At 61.9% G+C, this 18535-nt stretch carries 15 protein-coding genes; 11 read left to right on the top strand and 4 right to left on the bottom strand.

Going from position 1 to position 18535, the window contains the following annotated elements; all coding sequences use genetic code 11:
* Positions 1 to 152: 152 nt before the first annotated feature.
* From BJQ95_RS03740 to tyrS, 4 genes are all read left to right on the top strand, one after another.
* On the top strand, positions 153 to 1043 hold the full coding sequence (locus BJQ95_RS03740) for a dienelactone hydrolase family protein (protein WP_130177564.1): 891 nt from the start codon (positions 153 to 155) through the stop codon (positions 1041 to 1043).
* Positions 1044 to 1375: 332 nt separating this feature from the next.
* Entirely contained in the window at positions 1376 to 1951 is a 576-nt protein-coding gene (locus BJQ95_RS03735) for a helix-turn-helix domain-containing protein (RefSeq protein ID WP_205750104.1), read from the top strand.
* Entirely contained in the window at positions 1951 to 2571 is a 621-nt protein-coding gene (locus BJQ95_RS03730; RefSeq protein WP_130177562.1) for a DUF6036 family nucleotidyltransferase, read from the top strand. Before BJQ95_RS03735 ends, BJQ95_RS03730 begins: the two co-directional genes overlap by 1 nt.
* Before the next feature lie 440 nt (positions 2572 to 3011).
* A complete protein-coding gene (tyrS, locus tag BJQ95_RS03725) occupies positions 3012 to 4226 on the top strand; it encodes a tyrosine--tRNA ligase (protein WP_130177561.1) in 1215 nt (404 codons plus the stop codon).
* 234 nt (positions 4227 to 4460) lie between these two features.
* On the opposite strand, the gene BJQ95_RS03720 is transcribed toward tyrS, so the two are convergent.
* Entirely contained in the window at positions 4461 to 5705 is a 1245-nt protein-coding gene (locus BJQ95_RS03720) for an IS256 family transposase (RefSeq protein WP_256041350.1), read from the bottom strand.
* A gap of 1345 nt (positions 5706 to 7050) precedes the next feature.
* On the opposite strand from BJQ95_RS03720, the gene BJQ95_RS03715 reads away from it, so the two are divergent.
* From BJQ95_RS03715 to BJQ95_RS03695, 5 genes are all read left to right on the top strand, one after another.
* Positions 7051 to 7527, top strand: a complete 477-nt coding sequence (locus tag BJQ95_RS03715) for a hypothetical protein (protein ID WP_205750046.1) — start codon at positions 7051 to 7053, stop codon at positions 7525 to 7527.
* Positions 7528 to 7675: 148 nt separating this feature from the next.
* Positions 7676 to 9088, top strand: coding sequence for a DDE-type integrase/transposase/recombinase (locus BJQ95_RS03710; protein WP_165384866.1), 1413 nt, complete (start codon positions 7676 to 7678; stop codon positions 9086 to 9088).
* Positions 9085 to 9897, top strand: a complete 813-nt coding sequence (locus BJQ95_RS03705) for an ExeA family protein (RefSeq protein ID WP_130176659.1) — start codon at positions 9085 to 9087, stop codon at positions 9895 to 9897. The genes BJQ95_RS03710 and BJQ95_RS03705 overlap by 4 nt, the downstream gene beginning before the upstream one ends.
* A 213-nt stretch (positions 9898 to 10110) precedes the next feature.
* Positions 10111 to 10809: an alpha/beta fold hydrolase gene (locus BJQ95_RS03700; protein WP_130177184.1), complete on the top strand. Its 699-nt coding sequence runs from the start codon at positions 10111 to 10113 to the stop codon at positions 10807 to 10809.
* Positions 10810 to 11590: 781 nt separating this feature from the next.
* Complete coding sequence (locus BJQ95_RS03695) at positions 11591 to 12070, top strand: hypothetical protein (RefSeq protein WP_130177185.1); 480 nt, start codon at positions 11591 to 11593, stop codon at positions 12068 to 12070.
* A gap of 812 nt (positions 12071 to 12882) precedes the next feature.
* On the opposite strand, the gene BJQ95_RS03690 is transcribed toward BJQ95_RS03695, so the two are convergent.
* From BJQ95_RS03690 to istA, 3 genes are all read right to left on the bottom strand, one after another.
* Positions 12883 to 13482, bottom strand: a complete 600-nt coding sequence (locus tag BJQ95_RS03690) for a hypothetical protein (protein WP_130177186.1) — start codon at positions 13480 to 13482, stop codon at positions 12883 to 12885.
* A gap of 494 nt (positions 13483 to 13976) precedes the next feature.
* On the bottom strand, positions 13977 to 14729 hold the full coding sequence (locus tag BJQ95_RS03685; RefSeq protein WP_256041514.1) for an ATP-binding protein: 753 nt from the start codon (positions 14727 to 14729) through the stop codon (positions 13977 to 13979).
* A complete protein-coding gene (istA, locus tag BJQ95_RS03680; RefSeq protein ID WP_256041513.1) occupies positions 14726 to 16297 on the bottom strand; it encodes an IS21 family transposase in 1572 nt (523 codons plus the stop codon). Before istA ends, BJQ95_RS03685 begins: the two co-directional genes overlap by 4 nt.
* A 587-nt stretch (positions 16298 to 16884) precedes the next feature.
* On the opposite strand from istA, the gene BJQ95_RS03675 reads away from it, so the two are divergent.
* On the top strand, positions 16885 to 17325 hold the full coding sequence (locus BJQ95_RS03675; protein ID WP_130177843.1) for a hypothetical protein: 441 nt from the start codon (positions 16885 to 16887) through the stop codon (positions 17323 to 17325).
* A 349-nt stretch (positions 17326 to 17674) separates the two neighbouring features.
* Positions 17675 to 18484, top strand: coding sequence for a hypothetical protein (locus BJQ95_RS03670; protein WP_130177842.1), 810 nt, complete (start codon positions 17675 to 17677; stop codon positions 18482 to 18484).
* Positions 18485 to 18535: the final 51 nt, after the last annotated feature.

Below are 18535 nucleotides of genomic sequence, written 5' to 3'. Positions count from 1 at the left end.
GCTCGATGCGCCCGATCCAGAATGTCGCTACAAAGCGGGAAGGTCACATCAGTACATCAAAGGCCGTCGGCCTGGGCAGAGCTCAAAAACGGGCAGGATTCGGCGGCGAAGGGCCAGCGCGCTAAATGCTCCCTAGTGGGTAGGTTATTTCCATGGCCGAATTACCGCATGATCGCCGCGCCATCCGGGACCTGTTGGAATTTGATGAGCCTGAACAGTACCGACCGCTGTCAGTCCAACGGCGGCCAATTGCTGGCCCCGCCGGCATGTATTGGGAACGCGTCGAGATTGTCAGCGCCGACGGTGACGTGATCCCGTGTTTTTTGCTCATACCGGAGGAGCCAACAGGCTCAAACGTGATCGCGCTGCACCAGCACGCCGGGTCTTTCGCGCTCGGAAAGAGCGAGGCCGCGGGACTGAACGGTGATCGGATGCTTGCCTACGGACCTCGACTCTGCAAGCAAGGAGCGCGGGTTCTGATCCCTGATCTCCTCGGATTCGAGGAACGACAGCGGGCGTGGTCATCGGACCCTGCCGCAGACGAGAGTCTCGACGCTCTTCTGCGGATCTCGAACGGAGGCAGTCTCCAGGCAAAGCACACCCGCGACATCGCAACCATCACAACCTGGATGATCGAATCTTTCGGTGACGATCAAGGAATTGGCGTTATGGGACACTCGCTCGGTGGCCAGGTCGCACTCTTCAACCTCGCCGTGGATCCGCGTCTCACCATTGGCGTAGTGAGTTGCGGTCTCGGCACTCTCGCGTCGTTCGAAGCCCACCACATCAAGCACAATCCAGCGTGGTTCGTCCCTGGACTCGCTACCGCCGGCGACGTTCCGTGCGTTGCCGCGGCCCTCCACCAGCAGCAGGTGTTGGTCACGGCGGGAATCGACGATCCGTTGTTCCCGCTCGAGGGGGTGCATGCTGTTCTCGCAGCTTTCGAAGCAGGAGTCTGCACCGCTGAATTGTTCGTTGGTGGGCATGAACTACCGCCCCGGTTAGAGGCGCTCGCGATCCGACATCTGACTGCTGAATGCTGATTGCTACAGACGTCGCAAGCCCATGGAGGTCGGAGAGATGTCCGCACAGCAGAGCCACTCTCTCTACGGCGTGCCGCGCAGCACGCTTGAAGGTTGTCTCATAACCGATTTGTATCAAGACCTATGGGATACGAGACAGTGCGATCGGCGATCGCGAGAGGCGACGGGTGAGGCATCGCATATCGCAGGGTTGCGAGACCGCAGAAGACGTGCTCGAACTCGTGCGTATGGAACCCCTGACCATCGACACCACCGAACAGCGAGCCCTGCCTGCCCGGAGCTGAACTTCACATGGTAGGCTTTTTACTAATTAGTAAAAGGTGGTGGGTGTTGTGACGGCAACGATCCTCGCGCGCTCCGCACGAGCGGCCAGCGGTCTCAGCCAGAGCGAACTCGCTCAGCGCTCCGGGATTGCCGGATCCTCCCTGTCCCTCATCGAGCACGGCAAACGCGAACCAACGGTCGCAACGCTGGAATTGCTCCTGCGCGCCACGCGTCACACCGTGGTCACGATTCCCACCGTGCGAAGCGACGCGGCCCACATCGCATCAGACATCAGCATTGCCCTCGCCGGCGCCAGCGAAGCCTCGGCATTCCGGCGCTTCCTGCAGCTCGCCGATAACCTCACCGCCGAGAGCGGCGCCACACGCGTCGGCCTCACCCTAACCGAGCCCTCTCCGACGGGATCGGAGCAGTGGGACACCGCTATTGCCGCGCTTTGCGAGTACCGTCTCAACGCGAACTCTCTCCCGGTCCCTGACTGGGTAGGCACCAGGACGGGGAACCCGAATGCGCGCTGGGCGCCACGGACCAGTGACTACGACATTCCGGCCGACCCGGCACAGGTTCCGATCGAGTTCCTCAGCCGCGGCATCCTGATCGAGGCCGCAACTCTGGAGAGCATCTAATGCCCGGAGATCAACTTGACCGCGACGATCTCATTAGCGGCATCAACGCGGTCATTGCAAAGCTCCGTGCGGCCAGCCAGCCGGCAGGGATCCGCATTGTCGGGGGTGCAGCGCTCGCGCTGCGCTACTTCGATCGCCCTACTACTGCCGACATAGACGCACAGCTACACCCCGAACCACCCATCCTCGCAGCAGCCATGGAAGTCGCGACCGAAAACGGTTGGCCACACGATTGGCTCAACAGCAACGCCACCATCTTCATCCCCGCCTACGGTGCCGACCCCGAATGGGAAGTTCTCTACGCCAGCGAGGACATCACCGTGGAAGTCGCCTCGCCACGCGCCCTGCTCGCCATGAAACTGAACGCCTCACGCCCCGGCCGCGATGTGCAAGACATTTCCAACCTCCTCGCCATCTGCCACATTCCCGATCTCGACGCGGCTGAAGAGCTCCTCAACGAGTTCTACCCCGGCGACGGACTCCCCGACAAAGCCCTCCGGCTCCTGAAACCCATTTTCGCCCATGGTCTCCCCGACATCCCCGACGTGCCACCCGCACCCTCGCTTGGCGGGCCACACCCGCCGCACTGCGAACCGTCTCGTAACCGAAGTGTGTCATAACCCGTGGCTTACGAGACAAAGAAGATCGCCTGTTCAGCGACGAGCGGCGGGTGACTTGTCGCGCATCTGGACCTGTCTCGCATCGGTAGGGTTTCGAGACAGCAAGATGACGATCTCGAGCGCATGACGCCCGCCATCGGGCCTAGTGTCGGGATTGTCAAATGGGTACCGTCACAATTGGGCGGTGCCGGAACCACGAGTCTCCGCGCGAGTACCCGTTGGCGGTCCGGCTTGCGGGCGGGCCGCGGACAGGGTCTGCTAGGTTTGCATTGTGATCTCGCGACGCTTCACCTATTTGCCGGCTCTGGTAGAGCCGGTGTCGCATAGCGCCTGATCACTTCTAGCCAGAGCCCCGAGCCAAGGACAACCGTCCTTGGCTTTCTTGTTCCCGGGAGGCTTCTGGCACGGAATCGCCCTCCGGATGTCCGTGAGGAAAGACGATGACCAGCCCGCTTGAGATCCTGAGACCGTTGCGCCGAAACATTGACTCGATCATCGGCGAGGACGAACTCCTTGCCCAGCTTTCTAGTGGAAAATCCCTGCGAATCAAGTACGGTGTCGATTGCACGGCACCTGATTTGCACTTGGGGCACGCCGTCAATCTATGGATGATGCGGCATCTGCAAGAGCACGGGCACCGTGTGGTATTCCTGCTGGGAGATACGACAACGCAGATCGGCGACCCCACCGGGAAGAGCGAGACACGGCCGGTTCTATCGCGGGACGAGATAGACAGGAATGCGCTCGCGTTCATCGAACAAGTAGGTCTTGTGCTGCGCACTGAACCTGCCCTGTTCGAGGTGCGTCGGAACTCGGAATGGTTCGATGCTATGCCGGTGACGGAGCTGTTGTCGCTGTTCAGCATGACCACCCATGCACGGTTGATGAGCCGTGACATGTTCCGCGAGCGGATGGCAGCGGGACGGGAGATCGCTCTTCATGAGCTGACATACCCGGTGTTGCAGGGTTACGACAGTTTCGCCATGGCCAGCGACCTGACAATCGTCGGATCCGACCAGCTATTCAACGAGATGATGGGGCGCCATTACCAGCAGCGTCTGGGTGCGGTCCCGCAGACGCTGATCACTACCCGGATCACGCCCGGCCTAGACGGTGGGCCAAAGCAGTCGAAGTCGCTGGGCAACTACGTGGCGCTCCTCGACGATCCAGCGGAGAAATTCGGAAAGCTGATGAGCTTGCCGGACACCCTTGTCGAGGAGTGGGCTGCCGCATACACCGATATGACGGAGGAGCAGATCGAGCGTCTCTCCGCAGCAGTCGCGATGCGTGGCGCCAACGCACGGGACGCGAAGCTGCAACTCGCTGAACAGATCGTCTGCCGTTACCACGGCCGCGAGGAGGCGATCCGAAGCCGGGAAGCATTCCTGTCGACGTTCTCAGACCGCAATGAACCCGATCAGATGCCTGTGCTCACCCTTCCGACGCGCTCGGTGCGCCTCCTCGACCTACTCTGTCTCGCCCGTCCTGATCTCAGCAAAAATTCCCTCCGCCGGCTCGTTTTGCAACGTGCGGTTCGCGTCAATGGGAACGTCATGCTTGAAGAGGGCGGCAAAATCGTCCTTGAACCCGGGTCCGTGCTCAAGATAGGTCCCCGAACCTGGTGGCGGATCAGCACAAGAGCGAACGAGAACTAAGGGTTCGGCTTGCGGGCACCGATGCCGCCACTCTTCAGCAAAAGCCACACGGTTGAACTGTCTATTAACCTCAGTGTGTCGAAACAGATGGGATACGAGACCCGGAAACCTCTCCCGTTTACGAGCAAGTGAAGGGCGACTTGTCTCGCATCCAGACCTGTCTCATATCCGTAGGGGGTCACGTCCCGCTGAGTGGTGGAATTTCTCAACACCGTGCGGGTCAGTGGTTCTAGTCTAGGCGGCGGCGAGTTCTGGGAGGATCACCGCCTCGTCTATGACCTCGATGGGATTGTTCATGGTGGCCAGCTCGAGCATCGAGGCCTCGGAGAAGTAGCGTCTTTCGCCGGCTTCCCACTCGTCGTGCTGCTCGATCAACACCGACCCCGCCAAGCGCAGCAGCGCGGCGGCGTTGGGGAACACGCCGACGACGTCGGTGCGGCGTTTGATCTCCTTGTTCACCCGTTCCAACGGATTAGTGGACCAGATCTGGCGCCAGTGCCGCCGCGGGAACGCGGCGAAGGCGAGCAGGTCGGGTTGCGCGTCGACGAGCATCGCGGCGACCTTCGGGTGCGACCGACTGAGCATCGTGGTGACCTCGCGGAACTGCTTCTCGATGTGCTCACGGTCGGGTTGGGCGAAGATGGTGCGGATGATCGAGGCCACCATGTCCTGGGATCCTTTCGGGATCACGGCGAGGACGTTGCGCATGAAATGGACTCGGCATCTCTGCCACCCGGCGCCTTGGAACACGGTGCTGATGGCCTTCTTGAGCCCGGTGTGGGCGTCAGACATGACCAGCTTGACCCCGTCGAGACCGCGGGTCTTGAGCGACCGTAGAAACGACGTCCAGAAGCCCTCATTCTCGCTGTCACCCACGTCGAAGCCCAGTACTTCCCGGCGGCCGTCGGCGGCGACCCCGACCGCGACGACGATGGCTTGGGACACGATCCGGTGGCCGACCCGGGCTTTGCAGTAGGTGGCATCGAGGAACACGTAGGGGAAGTCCTGGGCGGCCAAGGTGCGGTCGCGGAACTCGGCCACCTCCGCGTCCAGGCCCGCGCAAATCCGAGACACCTCGGACTTGGAGATCCCGGTGTCCGCGCCGAGGGCCTTGACCAGGTCGTCGACTTTGCGGGTTGAGACGCCGTGGACGTAGGCCTCCATCACGACCGCGAACAACGCCTGGTCGACCCGTCGGCGCCGCTCGAGCAGGGCAGGGAAGAACGACCCGGCACGGAGCTTCGGGATCTTCAGGTCGAGGTCGCCGGCGGTGGTCGTCAACGTCCTGGATCGGGTGCCGTTGCGGTGGGTGGTGCGGTCGCCGGAGCGCTCGAACGGGGCGGCGCCGATGAACGCGGTCGCTTCCGCATCGATCAGTTCCTGGTAGAGCTTTTCGGTCGCGGATCGGATGCGATCGGTGACATCGGTGAGTTTGAGTTCTCCCAGCAGGTCGAGCAGGGCAGACTGGTCTAGAGCCATCGTGGTTTGTGTCTTTCTGTGAGTAGCTTTGATCGGTTCTCACTGACCATCCCACGGTGGCTCTTCACGTTGACGAAGCAACACTCAAGAGCGGGAAACCACACCACTCACGGGGACGTAACCCCGTAGGGTTACGAGACACGAGGATGACATCTGCAACATTCTCGGCGACACATTGCGCGCTGAGGCTTCATTCCGAGGGAGTTCCAACGTTCTTACACGGCCGGTACTCTGTCCCTAATTCCGGAGGCGAACATGAAGTTCAAAGTAGTCAGCGTGCTAGCAGCCCTCAGCGTTGCTCTCGTCGTACTCAACGGTTGCGCGGGAACACCCGGAGACGATACCTCGAGCGCTCCGGACTGCGGAGGTTCGCGTTGGTCAGCTGCCGTCACTGAAGACGCGGTTGGCGAGTCGAGTGCTCGCGAGGCATTACAGGAGTGGGTGGAGCGAGCCGAGGGACTTTCTACGAATCTGCCCGCCCCGGACTGGGTCGAAACGAGCTCATCGGACAACCGTGTGCGCTTCCAAGGAGAACAAGATTGGGCCGCCGCTACTCATCTCCCGGGTGGATGGTTGGTGATCGAAGGGGGTACGTGCGGTTAGTGGGCCATCCTATGAGCGCCATAGTGCGAGATACGGGCAGTGTCTCGCAACCGATCCGTCTCGGATGGCATGGGTTATGAGGCGGATTAGTCGTTGTCCAACCTCAGCAGGGAACCACCATTTAGTACGCGTTTGACGACTTCCATCGACAAAGAGGTCTGCACCGCAATTTCGTCGCTTGTCATTCCGGTCCCTGCGCAGTCTCGGAGCGCCGCCTCCACCTGCGTCGCCGCCGTGTCCACAGCGATCAATTGGGACTGCATTTCGACGAGCACCGCCCGAGCGTCGTCTAGTCGGTTATCCCTCATGGGCTGACGAACGGGGCGGCTCAGACCACAGGCTAGCCGAATCCCTGGGGGTGTTGTACGTCTCGCGGGGTGACGATGTAGGCGTCGTCGCCGGTGACGATGTGTTTTAGCGCGACCGGATTTGGTGTCTGCTCGTCGGCGGCGTCAGGCTGACGATGTCCGGATAGACGAAGGGCCCGGCGTGCGATCTTTGCGGATCACGCCGGGCCATTCTGACGCGTAAAGGCGCGCTGATGCTCACGGTAAGTCATGATTCTGTTGTTGTCGAGTTGGACCTGCGGGTCGGGCGCGTGGTCTGCCCGGATTGTGGTGGCCGATTACGTCCGTGGGGGTGGGCCCGGGCGCGTGTGATCCGCGATGGCCTCGTCACGGATTGGGCTTGTCGTCGCCTTCGCCCGCGCAGGTCGAGGTGCGCGGTCTGCGGCGGCACGCATGTGCTGCTCGAGGTGCGGTTGGCCGTGCGGCGGGCCGATGCGGCCGAGGTGATCGCGGCGGCGGTCGAGGCGAGGACAGTGCTGGGTTGGGGCCACCGGAAGATTGCCGCGGGCTGCGGCAGGCCGGTCTCGACGGTCCGTGGTTGGTTGCGCGCTTTCGCCGCCTCGGCCGGTGCGATCGGCGAGCGGTTCACGGGGTTGTTGGTGCGGGACGCTCCCGATTCGGTGGTGCTGTGGCCCAAACCGGCCGGCACCGCTCGGGGTGAGGCGTTGTCGGTGTTGATGGCGTATGCGGAGGGACTGGGGCGTCGGTTTGCCGCGACCGTCACGGTGACGTGGATCCAGGCGGGTATCGCTACGACGAACGGGCGGCTGTTTTGCTCGAGCTGGTGGGCTGGCGCTCCCAACACCAACAGGCCCTTATGCCAGACCGGGGCGGCGGGAAGGGTGGCAGGAGCGCCTGCCATATCCCTGTGATGGGCGTCTTCACTGTTTGAGAGGACCTTTCATGCCCGCAACACCGCCGACCCTCCCTCCGACGCTGCCACCGGCAGTGCCGCGGGTTTCCCCGGCACGCCCTGCCGTGTCTTTGCTCGTGCCGGCCGGGTCACCGTCGGAAACGGCAGTGCGCCGCGACCGGACGGAGAAGATCGCCCTGTTCCGGTATCAGCTCATCCGCGCTGCCGCCGATGCCAGCGTCACGACGCGGCAGCGCGGTCCGATGGTGCGGGACCTCGCGGCGATGGTGCATCCGGGGCCGTTTGGCGGCACGGTGACGGTTTCTAAAGACACCATCGACCGGTGGATTCGGGCCTGGCGGGCCGGCGGGTTCGACGCGTTGAAACCCCGCGGCCGCGCCCAGGGCGCCGTGACGCCGGCGCAGATCCTGTCCTTGGCCGCGACCCTGAAACGCGAGCGGCCCGCCCGCACCTCAGCGCAGGTGCGCCGCATCATGATCGATACCCTCGGCGACGCACCTTCCGAGTCGACGTTGCTGCGGCACTTCCGCACGCTGGAACTCCCGACCGGAGTCCGCGAGGTCTTCGGCCGGTTCGAAGCGGACTACCCCAACGAAATGTGGGTCGGTGACGGCCTCCACGGCCCCCGGATCAACGGGCGGAAAACGTATCTGTTCGCGTTCCTCGATGACCACACCCGCCTCGTCACCGCGGCCCGGTGGGCCTACGCCGAAGACTCCGTCCGCCTCACGGCGGCCCTCCGCCCGGCGTTGGAATCCCGCGGTATTCCGGGCACGATCTATGTCGACAACGGGAGCGCTTTTGTTGATGAGTCCCTCTCTCGGACCTGCGCACGCCTGGGAATACGGTTGACGCATTCGAAGCCGTATCGTCCGCAGGGCCGCGGGAAGATCGAGCGGTTCTTCAACACCGTCAACTCGCAGTTCCTCACCGAGATCACCGTCGTCGACACCGCGACCGGCGTCGTCGATGCCGGGGTGGGCAGCATGGTGACGTCATTGGATGAGTTGAATGCGTTGTTCAGCTCGTGGGTGGAGATGGTTTACCACCAGGCCACACACTCCACGACGGGGCAAACACCTTTGCAACGCTGGGACGCCAGCTGGGCCGGCCGCAAACCGGTGCGGAAATCGCGGGACGAGATCGCGGAAGCGTTCCGGTGGTCGACGATCCGCACCGTGACGAAGTCCGCGACGGTGTCGTTGCAATCCAACACTTACCAGGTTGATCAGCTCCTCGTCGGCAAACGGGTGGAGCTGGTCTATGACCCCTTCGACCTCGCCGGGCTGATCACCGTCTCCGCCGGCAACGGCGTCCCGGCCGGCATCGCCGTCTTGAGCGAGATCCGGCGGCACGTGCATAAAAAGGCCGCCACGGCCGCTGCCGACAGCATCGAGACCGGTGCGAAGAACGCCGTCTCCGGCATTGACTACCTCCGCCTGGTCGAGACCCGTCACAAGGGCACCATGGCGGGCGAGCCGATCAGTTTCGTCAAAGCGTCCACCTCGAAACGGGCCGCGGTCGTCTTCGTGCCGAGCGTCCAGGAGGCCGTCCGATGAGTATTGACACCCTGCAATCGCACTACGGTTTCACCCGCATGCCCTTCGCCCGGGACATTCCGCCGCAAGCCTTGCACCCGCACCCTTCGCACCGGGAAGCGATTGCCCGCATCGATTGGTGCGTCAGTCAACGCCAACTCGGCGTGATCAGCGGTGAAGTCGGCGCCGGGAAAACCATCGCCGTTCGCGCTGCCCTCGCTCAACTGGAGCCCTCCCGGCACCAGGTGATCTACATTCCCGATCCGACGATCACGATGCGCGGCATTCATACTCGCATCGTCACCGCGCTCGGCGGCACCCCCGCGTTCTTCTCCGGAGTGCTCGCCTCGCAAACTGCGGCGCTGCTCGCCGGGGAGCTCGACGAACGCGCCCGCCTGCCCGTGGTCGTGATCGATGAAGCACACCTGCTCACCAACACCGATTTGGAAGCCCTTCGCATGCTCACCAACAGCGATATGGACACGGGCTCGCACTTCGCGATGCTGCTCATCGGCCAGCCGACGCTGCGGCGCAGGCTCAAGCTCGCGGTGCTCTCGGCGCTGGATCAACGCATCTCCACGCGCTACACAATCACCGGGATGAACGCAGGCGACACCACGGATTACGTCCGTCAGCACTTGAAGTTCGCGGGCCGGTCCGACCCGCTCTTCTCCGACGACGCGATCCATGCCATCCACCTCGCATCGCGCGGTTATCCGCGGGCGGTGAACAACCTCGCCGTTGCCGCTTTGATCGCGACCTACGCCGCCGATAAAGCGATCGTCGACCTGGCCGCCGCGCAATCGGCGATCACCGAGAACAGCGAGTGAGCCCGCGTCACGGCTGACGACCACCACGTCACCATCCTGACGAAAGCCCTGCCGGAATCCTCCGGCGGGGCTTTTTCATGACCCGGCATCGTCACCAGAGATGACGCCGACATCGTCAAATAACGCGACGGGCGACAACAGTTTCGGCGAATGACGGCGTGACCATCTCCTACTCGGTTTGCGACGGGACTAGCCCCGCCGTTGTGATTTTGCATGGCCCCGCCGGGAGCAGTCGGGAATTCGTACCAACGGCGCGCGCTGTCGGGTCGGAAGGTCGTTCTGATTGATCAGCGCGGCCACGGGCTCGGCACGCAACTCCCTGCGGACACCTCCCGAGAGGCGTTCGTTGATGATGTAGTCCGAGTCCTCAAGGCCGAACAGTCCGATGCCGTCGACCTTGTAGGTCAGTCAATGGGAGCGCATACCGCGATGCTCGTCGCGTCCGCTCGCCCAGACTTGGTGCGCCGCCTGGTGCTCTTGGAAGCGAACGAGGGCGGAGGATTCCCCGAAGACCACGCTGCATTGGGCGACTTCTTCCGCTCGTGGGAGGTGCCTTTCACGACTCGTGAATCGGCTTCCTCAGCGCTGGGTGTTGGTCCCCTTACTCAAGCATGGGCGGCAGATCTGCAGGAACGTCAGGACGGTTTCTACCCACGCTTCGACCCCGACGCCATGGTCGCAGCCATTTCCGCGGTAGCGGACCCACGCTGGGAGGAATGGCAAGCGGTGGCCGCGCCGACACTCGTCGTTTGCGCCGACCAGGGCATGTTCACGGACGAGCAGAAAAGCACCTTTGTGTCACGCGGCGCGAACGTCTTGCGTGTGGACCTTGCCGATGCCTCGCACGATGCACACCTTGATGCATTCGACCAATGGATCGTCGCGCTGCGCGACTTCGTCAACGCACGCTAAGGATTCCTGCCCTCCCCTGGCCGGGGGCGGCTACAGACGACAGCGTCGCGTATCTTACGTGTCTCATATCCCATGGGATACGAGACACAGAGAGTCGACTGCTGACGCCCGCCGATATCGTCGACGAGCTCCTCCCTGATACGTGTGGGGATGGGCCCGCATGGATAGTTGGAGTTGACGGTTACCCTGACTGAAAAGTGAGACCCGTGTCAGGCTTGGAAAGATGTTTCTCGTAACATAAGCGCCTCAAAACCCGCGGGATGTGAGGCAGCAAGCCCACTCCGCCGTCTCGGCAGTTGGCAACGATTTGCTGGCACGCGAAAGGGTGACAGTCCGTTCCCTATCCCGCGGTACCTGATGCGTAGAATGCCGTCAACGACTTGCATCCGGCTGGCAGGTCGCCGGCAACGTCAGCTTCTCCCCCGGAAAGAGCAATAATGTCTCCCAACACGTAACCCACCCCCTCCCAATTCAGTGTGGTGCCGTCCCAACTCGCAGTGCTTGGGAAGACTGGGACGGAAGTCCTGTTGATCGTCACGCACCCATCTGTGATGGTCAGTTCGCCCTTCAGGAGCGCCTCGTTACCTGCGCCGGCCGGACCAGAACCAGTCGTTGCAATCATGGTGGTGACTGTTCCGTCGGGGGTTACGGTGTCCCCTGAAGTAACGGCGCAACCCGCCAACGCGAATGCAACCCAGCTGCCTCGTATCCCATGGGCTGCGAGCCTGTTAGGTTCAGGTCCATGCGCAGCGGAGGTGGCTTAGTGTTCTACCGTGACGGGATGAGGGTGTCAGAGCGTTGGGGAGCCGGGATATTGCTTGCGACCACGATTCTGCTTGCGGGATGCGTGGAGTCAACGGATAGCGATTCGGCCACCGTCACGGACGCTAGCCCCACAACGTTCAGTGATGCGCGCATCATTACAGGCAGCATTCCTGGAGAGTACGAGTACAAGGATGTTGCTGGCACGGTCGCGGTGGTAGATGGCTGCGTAGCCCTGGAGCTGTCAGACGGTGCGGTTCACCCGATAATTTGGCCGCTCGGTTACCAGTATCTGCCCGACGAAGCTTCTGTCATTAGCGTGCATGGAACCGTCGCTCTCGGCGAAAAACTGACTGAGAGTAGGGGCTACCTCATTGATCGCGAGGTAATCGACGAGTTCCCAGATCCTGCGCGGTTAACGGGTTTCGATGAGTGCGACTCGAATGCGCCGACATTCCTTGTGCTGGTAAATGTAGAAGACTTTGACACCCCTGAGTAGCGCGCCCGGCGCTTGCCAATCGGCTACACGGCGAGATTTCTTGCAGCCCGCTGTTGTCCCATAACCGAACTGCCTCGAAACCCATGGGATATGAGACGTAAGGGATCACCTGTCACACGACGAGCCGCTAGCTGATTTGTCTCGCATCCTCACCTGTCTCGTATCGGTAGGGTTTCGAGACAACACGATGACGTCTGCAACCGTCCCTGCGAGGCATTGCGCAATCAGGCTTCGTGCCGAGGAAGTTCCAAAGTCCTTGGACGACCGGTACTCTGTCCCTAATTCCGGAGGTGACATGAAATCCGAAGTCGTCAAAGTGCTGTCAGTCCTCAGCGTTGCTCTTGTGGTGCTCAACGGTTGCGCGCGAACCCCCGGAAACGACACGCCAAGCGGTCAGGACTGCGGAGGCTCGAGGTGGTCAGCTGCCGTCACTGAAGACGCGGTCGGCGAGGTTAGTGCTCGCGAGGCATTGCGGGAATGGGTGGAGCGGGCCGAAGGACTCTCTACTGATCTGTCCGCCCCTGATTGGGTCGAAACAAGCTCATCGGATAGCCGTGTGCGCTTCCAGGGAGAACAAGATTGGGTCGCTGCCACTCATCTCACGGGTGGATGGTTGGTGATCGAAGGGGGTACATGCGGTTAGTGGCGCAGCCTATGAGAGCCCTGGTTCTAAAAGCGGGCTGTGTCTCGCAACCCATCTGTCTCGGATGGCATGGGATACGAGACACCGAGTGTGGTCATCGGAGCCGCGAGAGGCTCGGCGTGAGATGTCTCGCATCTGTGGCGGTTCGGGACATCCAAGCTGAGGATAGTCAGTTGAAAGTGTTCAATGCGCGCCGGTAGCTGTCACTGTTCGCACGCGTTCCATCAGTCATGAGAAGCGCGTTGTCGCTGATCCTGTGCGTGAACTCACCCGAACATGGGATGGTCACGATCTTCGTCAGGCCCGCATGCCACGCGGAGATCAGCGGCGGTAGATCGCGTCGCTCCGGGGAGTCTTCGATTCGCGTCGACATCGCTGCCAGTTGAGCATCCATCCCAACTTGTGACCAGGCGCTGTACGAGTCATTCTCGAACGCGCTGTCTCCGAACTCGTCGCGCCAGCTGGGTCCGACAATTCGATGCAGAAGACTGGCACGTTCGGACGAACCGTTTGCAGTGGCTTGAAGCTCAACGAATAGTCGTGAATCAATGTCTCGACCCGCGTGCGCCACGACAGCATGCCAGATGCGGGGCCAGGCGCTCGCCCACTCATCGCGAGTATCGGTACTCAACGCAGCATCCTGAACGGGTGCGGGCGTGTTCAACAGGAGCGGAGGGAGGTCTTCATCTTGAAGTTGAAGCGCATGCGCTTCCCTGATCCATAGCATTTCCAGGAGGGCGTGAGGACGATCCTCAACGGTGAGCAACATGTCGTGCGGCCACGGGTCTCCAGGTATCGGTGCGTTTGATCGCATAGGCCTCACTCTCGGTTGCGTCCATCTTGGCCGTCCCGCGTGAGCGAAACAACGACTTTCGTGCCCCCGGAAGATGCACACGTGTCTCGTAAGCTGCACGTCTCGAAATCCATGCAACACGAGACAGAGTCACGTGGAATGACCGTCGGCAGCGGCTTCTATCCATCAGAGCGAGCCGCGTCCTATTGTTGGCGAGTGAGCGATGATTCGCGGGTCATTGATCCGGTTACGCAGGTTGAACTACTGGTGCCTGCCTACGGCACTCCGGGAAGAGCAATTCGCCGGGCCGCTCTAAAAAGAGACGGACTTCTGCGGGCGATTCGGTTCTATCCTGAGTATTTGCGGGTTTGGGGGCCAGTGAATATTGCCTTCGGGGGCCACCGGTATTGCCTTTGGGGGCCACGCAGTCGCGCGGTCGGGGGCCAGTGGCGCCCGACCGCGCGAGTGTTTTATGCCGTGAGCTGGCCGGCGGTGTGTTCTCTCATGTTGTGGCCGCCGGTCTCGACCCAGATGGTGTTGTGCACGATGCGGTCCATGATCGCGTCGGCGTGAACCCCGGAACCGAGACGCTGATGCCAATCCTTCTGGGCGTACTGGGTGCAGAACACCGTTGAGGCCTGGTCGTAGCGCCGCTCCAGGAGCTCCAACAGCATGCTCCTGGTGCTCTCGTCGGGCTCGTCCAGGAGCCACTCATCGATCACCAACAGCGAGAACGCGGCGTACTTGTTCAGGAACTTCGTCGACCCGGACGGCTTATCGCGGGCCAGCTGCCAAGCCTCTTCGAGCTCTGGCATCCGGATGTAGTGCGCTCGCACCCGGTGCCGGCAGGCCGCTTTCGCCAGCGCGCAGCCCAGATACGATTTCCCCGACCCGGTGAAGCCCTGGAACACGACGTTCTGCTGCCGGTCGATGAACGAGCACGTGCCCAGGCCGGCGATCATCGACCGGTCGAGGCCGCGTTCCTCGACGAGGTCCAGGCGACGCAGGTCCGCGTTCGGGTAGCGTAGGTTCGCCCGGCGGATCAGGCCCTCGACCTTGGTTTGGGTGAAGACGGAGTGGGCGTCATCGACGGCCAGTTTGATCTTTTCCTCGAACGCCAAACCCAGCGTCAGGACATCGTCCTGGGCGTTGAACGCGTCCAACAGAGTGGTCACGCCCATCTCGCGGAGTTTCCGTTTGGTCTCGATATCGAGCCGGCTCATCGTGCACCGCCTCCGGCGTAGTAGTCGGCCCCGCGGACATATCCGCCCGGTTCGGGCTCGGTGGGCTCGAAACGGGGAATCCTGCGGGTGCCTGTCTTGTCTTGCCCGGTCTCCAAGATCGGCTGCAAGTGCGCATACCGGGGCGAGCGAACACGACCCTCCAGGGCGATCTGACACGCTCTTTCCACTCGCTCGCTGGAGTAGCGCCGGCTCAGCCGCAGCACGGCCAGGGCGGCGTCGAAGCCTTGCTCCTCCACCGGCACGGCCTCGAAGATCCTGTTCACCACGGTCACCATGTTCGGGCCGACCCGCTCCGCCCAGGCCCGGATCCTGACAGTGTCCCACTCCCGATATTTCTCGCCCTGGGGCTGGTCGGCATCGTTGGTGCGGTATTCGTTCACGACATGATCGCCGAACAACAGATGGCTGGTGAGCCGCTCGTGATTCCGGTAAACCTCCAGCACTTGGGCGGTGATGCGCAGGTCGACGGCCTGTCCGATATGCGCGTAGGGGGCGGAGTAGAAGTTCTTCTCCCAAACCACATGCCCGTTCTTCTGCACCCGGCGCCCGATGATCCACCGGCTGATCTCATACGGAGCCGCCGGCAACGGCCGCAGCAACGCTTTTTCCTCGCTTTCGAACACACTCAGGCGCGAACCAGCACGCTTCTGGAACGGCTCCCGGTTGTAAGCATCAATGCGTTCGCGGATCGCGGCCCTCAACTCGGGAAGGGTTCCGAAGCTCTGGTTCCGCAACCCGGCGATGACCCAGGTCGCAACATGAGAGACGGTGTTTTCCACGGACGGTTTGTCTTTTGGTGACCGGGGGCGTCCCGGCAGCACCGCGGCCGAGTAATGCGCGGCCATCTGACGGTAGGCCTCGTTCAACACGACCTCACCCTCGCGAGGGTGCTTGATCACGCCAGTCTTCAGATTGTCGGGCACGATCCTAGGAACCGTTCCACCGAACCACTCAAACATCGCCACGTTCGCCAGCAGCCAGGTGTCTTGGCGCATATCCAGCGCTGGCTCGACGAACGCATACCTCGAGAACGGCAGGCACGCGACGAACAAATACACCCGCGACGTCTCGCCCGTGACCGGGTTGACGAGCTGCATCGTGGGCCCCGACCAGTCGACCTCGACCGTCCGCCCGGCCTTGTGGCCCACCCGGGACGCCGCCCCAGTGACCAGAGCATGGGCCGCGTAGGACTTGCAGAACCGGTCGTAACCCATCGCCGGCTGCCCCGTCGCTTTGCACCGGTCGACGTACTCGCCATGGAGCAGCTTCAGCGTCACCCCGACCTTGGCGAGCTCTCTATGCACCCCGTCCCAATCAGGCTGCACGAACACACTCTCGTGCTCGCCCCGACCAGGGAACAGCAGCGCATACACCTCGGCCTCGCTGCGGCCGGCATGGCCGTCATTGCCAATGCCAGCCTTCTCGGCGGCATCGAACACCGCCAAGACACTCTTGCGCGACATGCCCTGCGCGATCGCGATCGCCCGCCCCGTCATACCTTCGGCTCTGAGCTGAAGCACGAGCTTCGCGTTGATCCTTCGTACCATTGTTGATTACTCCTTCTGCCGGGTGCCTATACACGCGGCGGAAGGAGCTAAGCAGATGGCCCCCAACAGCAATATTCAGTGGCCCCCAAGCACGCTACCGGCCACACCGTCCGGTGGCCCCCAACGTCAATAACGGTGGCCCCCAGAAGCGCTAATACTCACTATCCCGATTACACGCATCCATGGCCGTTGTGGGACGAAAGCCGTGACGTTTCCGCGGAGGATCTCGGGCTAAGCGATGCACTTCGGGAAGACCTACTTCGCTGGGGCGACGAGTGGGAGACGACGTACCGGCATGACACCGGCTGGCCGAGCGTCGCTGCACGAGATGTGTGGATGAACGAAGGGGATGACCTTGCCGAACGCGTCCAGCGTGAGGTCTGGGACATCGCCGATGTGAGAGCCGAACACCGGGGATTTGAGGAATTTCGACCTTGACGAGAAAGCCACCTACCGCGGTGAAGCTCTAATCCGGCCTCGTGCGGACCGTCGGTGTCTCGATACCGTTGTGGCTCATACTCCATGGGATACGAGACGCTGGGATCCCGGATATCCTTCAAGCGCAGGCTCCGTCAGGAAGGCCCATCATGGCCAACGACAACACCCTTCTGAAGACCCGTTCTGGAATTGAAGCGCTCCTCACGCTATTCCGGACCGAAACGACGCTTTTCCCGTCCAACACGGCGATTGTGCTCGAAGCTACGGCTATCCCTTCCACCGGGACACAGGACTTCGATGCTATCTACGAGCAGGCACTAGAGAGCCATCTCGATGCAGCGGCCCGCCTGGGGATTCGCTACGCCGGGGCGCCTCCTATGTCGGGAGCTCACGTAATGCTGGGCGAGATTCGAGTGGAACCCCCAAACGCGATGCGGACGATCGGGCGATCGATCCAGTCCCTGGGTGGCACCGGTACGGAATGGACAGCTCGGTGGACGTGGGACCTCTCCGGTATCGAATCTATAGACGGGGAATTGCTGGTTCAGACAGAGGTTGACGCAGTCACGTTGCCCTTGCCCCGAAAGTGACCGGATGGATCCCGCCCGCTTGCCAGTGGATCTGTGCCGCGTCTTGCAACGAGCGCGGAACGGCAGGAAGAACGGTGCAAGCGCGAAAGGTCTGAAACCTAAGCGACTTGAATCAATTAGGCTACGAGACGTAGGAGATCGCCTTTGCAGGCGCCGAACGGCAGGTGACTTGTCTCGTATGTGGCGATGTCTCGAATCTGTAGGGTTTCGAGACACTGAATTGCGTTGCGAGCAACGCGCCCCTTGGAATTTATGCAGGACGGGCCAAACGGGCATCGGGCGTCGGTGGCTGGGTGGTGGGCGAGCCGCGGAGACCACTAGCTTGGTCTTCAGACTCTGGATGGGGATCATGGACGCCGAACGGCCAAAGATGACGACTATAAATGGGAAATTTCGTCCGCCAACCGACGGAACGGCGCTTCCTACGCTGACATTTGCGTTGTCCGATGAAGCCGCGCGGGCGACCGCGCCCTCTGAAGCTCTTGGCGATTTCATGAGGGCTTGGGCGCCACCCGGGACAGATACTTGGTATGTACTGAAGATCGATCAGGCGCAGGACAGCGGACGCCAGAGCATCGAAGCTTCCTTGGTCGTTCCAAGTGTCAATGCCTGGCAGTTGGGCGAGGCGCGGCTTTCTCGAATTGGCGGGCGGTCGCCGGAAGACGTCAATTTCCGCCATCAGCTCTATATGCGTATCGGTGCGGCAGCGGTAGCGGGCGGGCGCATCGAGGCAGCTATGAAGCGGCTGCTTCTACACATGTCGGGCAGTTTAGAACCCACCTTCGCCGACTCGGATGACCCGTGGAAGACGCTCGATAGGAAACTACGGAACGCAGCCACAGCGTTGGGGGAACGCGCAGCAGACGTTGTCAAAGTCCTGGACTGGGGACAAGCGAATAACATTCGTGACATCCGGAACGACATCATTCACGCCTACTGGTGGGATTACTCCGATGTTGGTATTACTCGCGGTCGTGTCTATCAGGACGGCACGAGCGAACTAATTCAGATAACGCCGGAGCAGCTTGACGAGGACTGTCAGAAGCTTCACGACTACGCTGAAACGCTTGACTCCGCGATGGATGGACTTTGGCTCAACATCTACCTACCCCGACTCAACGAGGAAGCTGCGGAAACCCTTGAGCAGGGCGGGAAATAGCTTCGCTGACGCAGAGTCTGCACGAACGCCGCAGTAGACCATCCGCATTGC

The organism is Cryobacterium sp. SO1 (assembly GCF_004210215.2).
Lineage (GTDB): Bacteria > Actinomycetota > Actinomycetes > Actinomycetales > Microbacteriaceae > Cryobacterium.
This window is presented reverse-complemented; position numbering and strand designations above follow the sequence as displayed.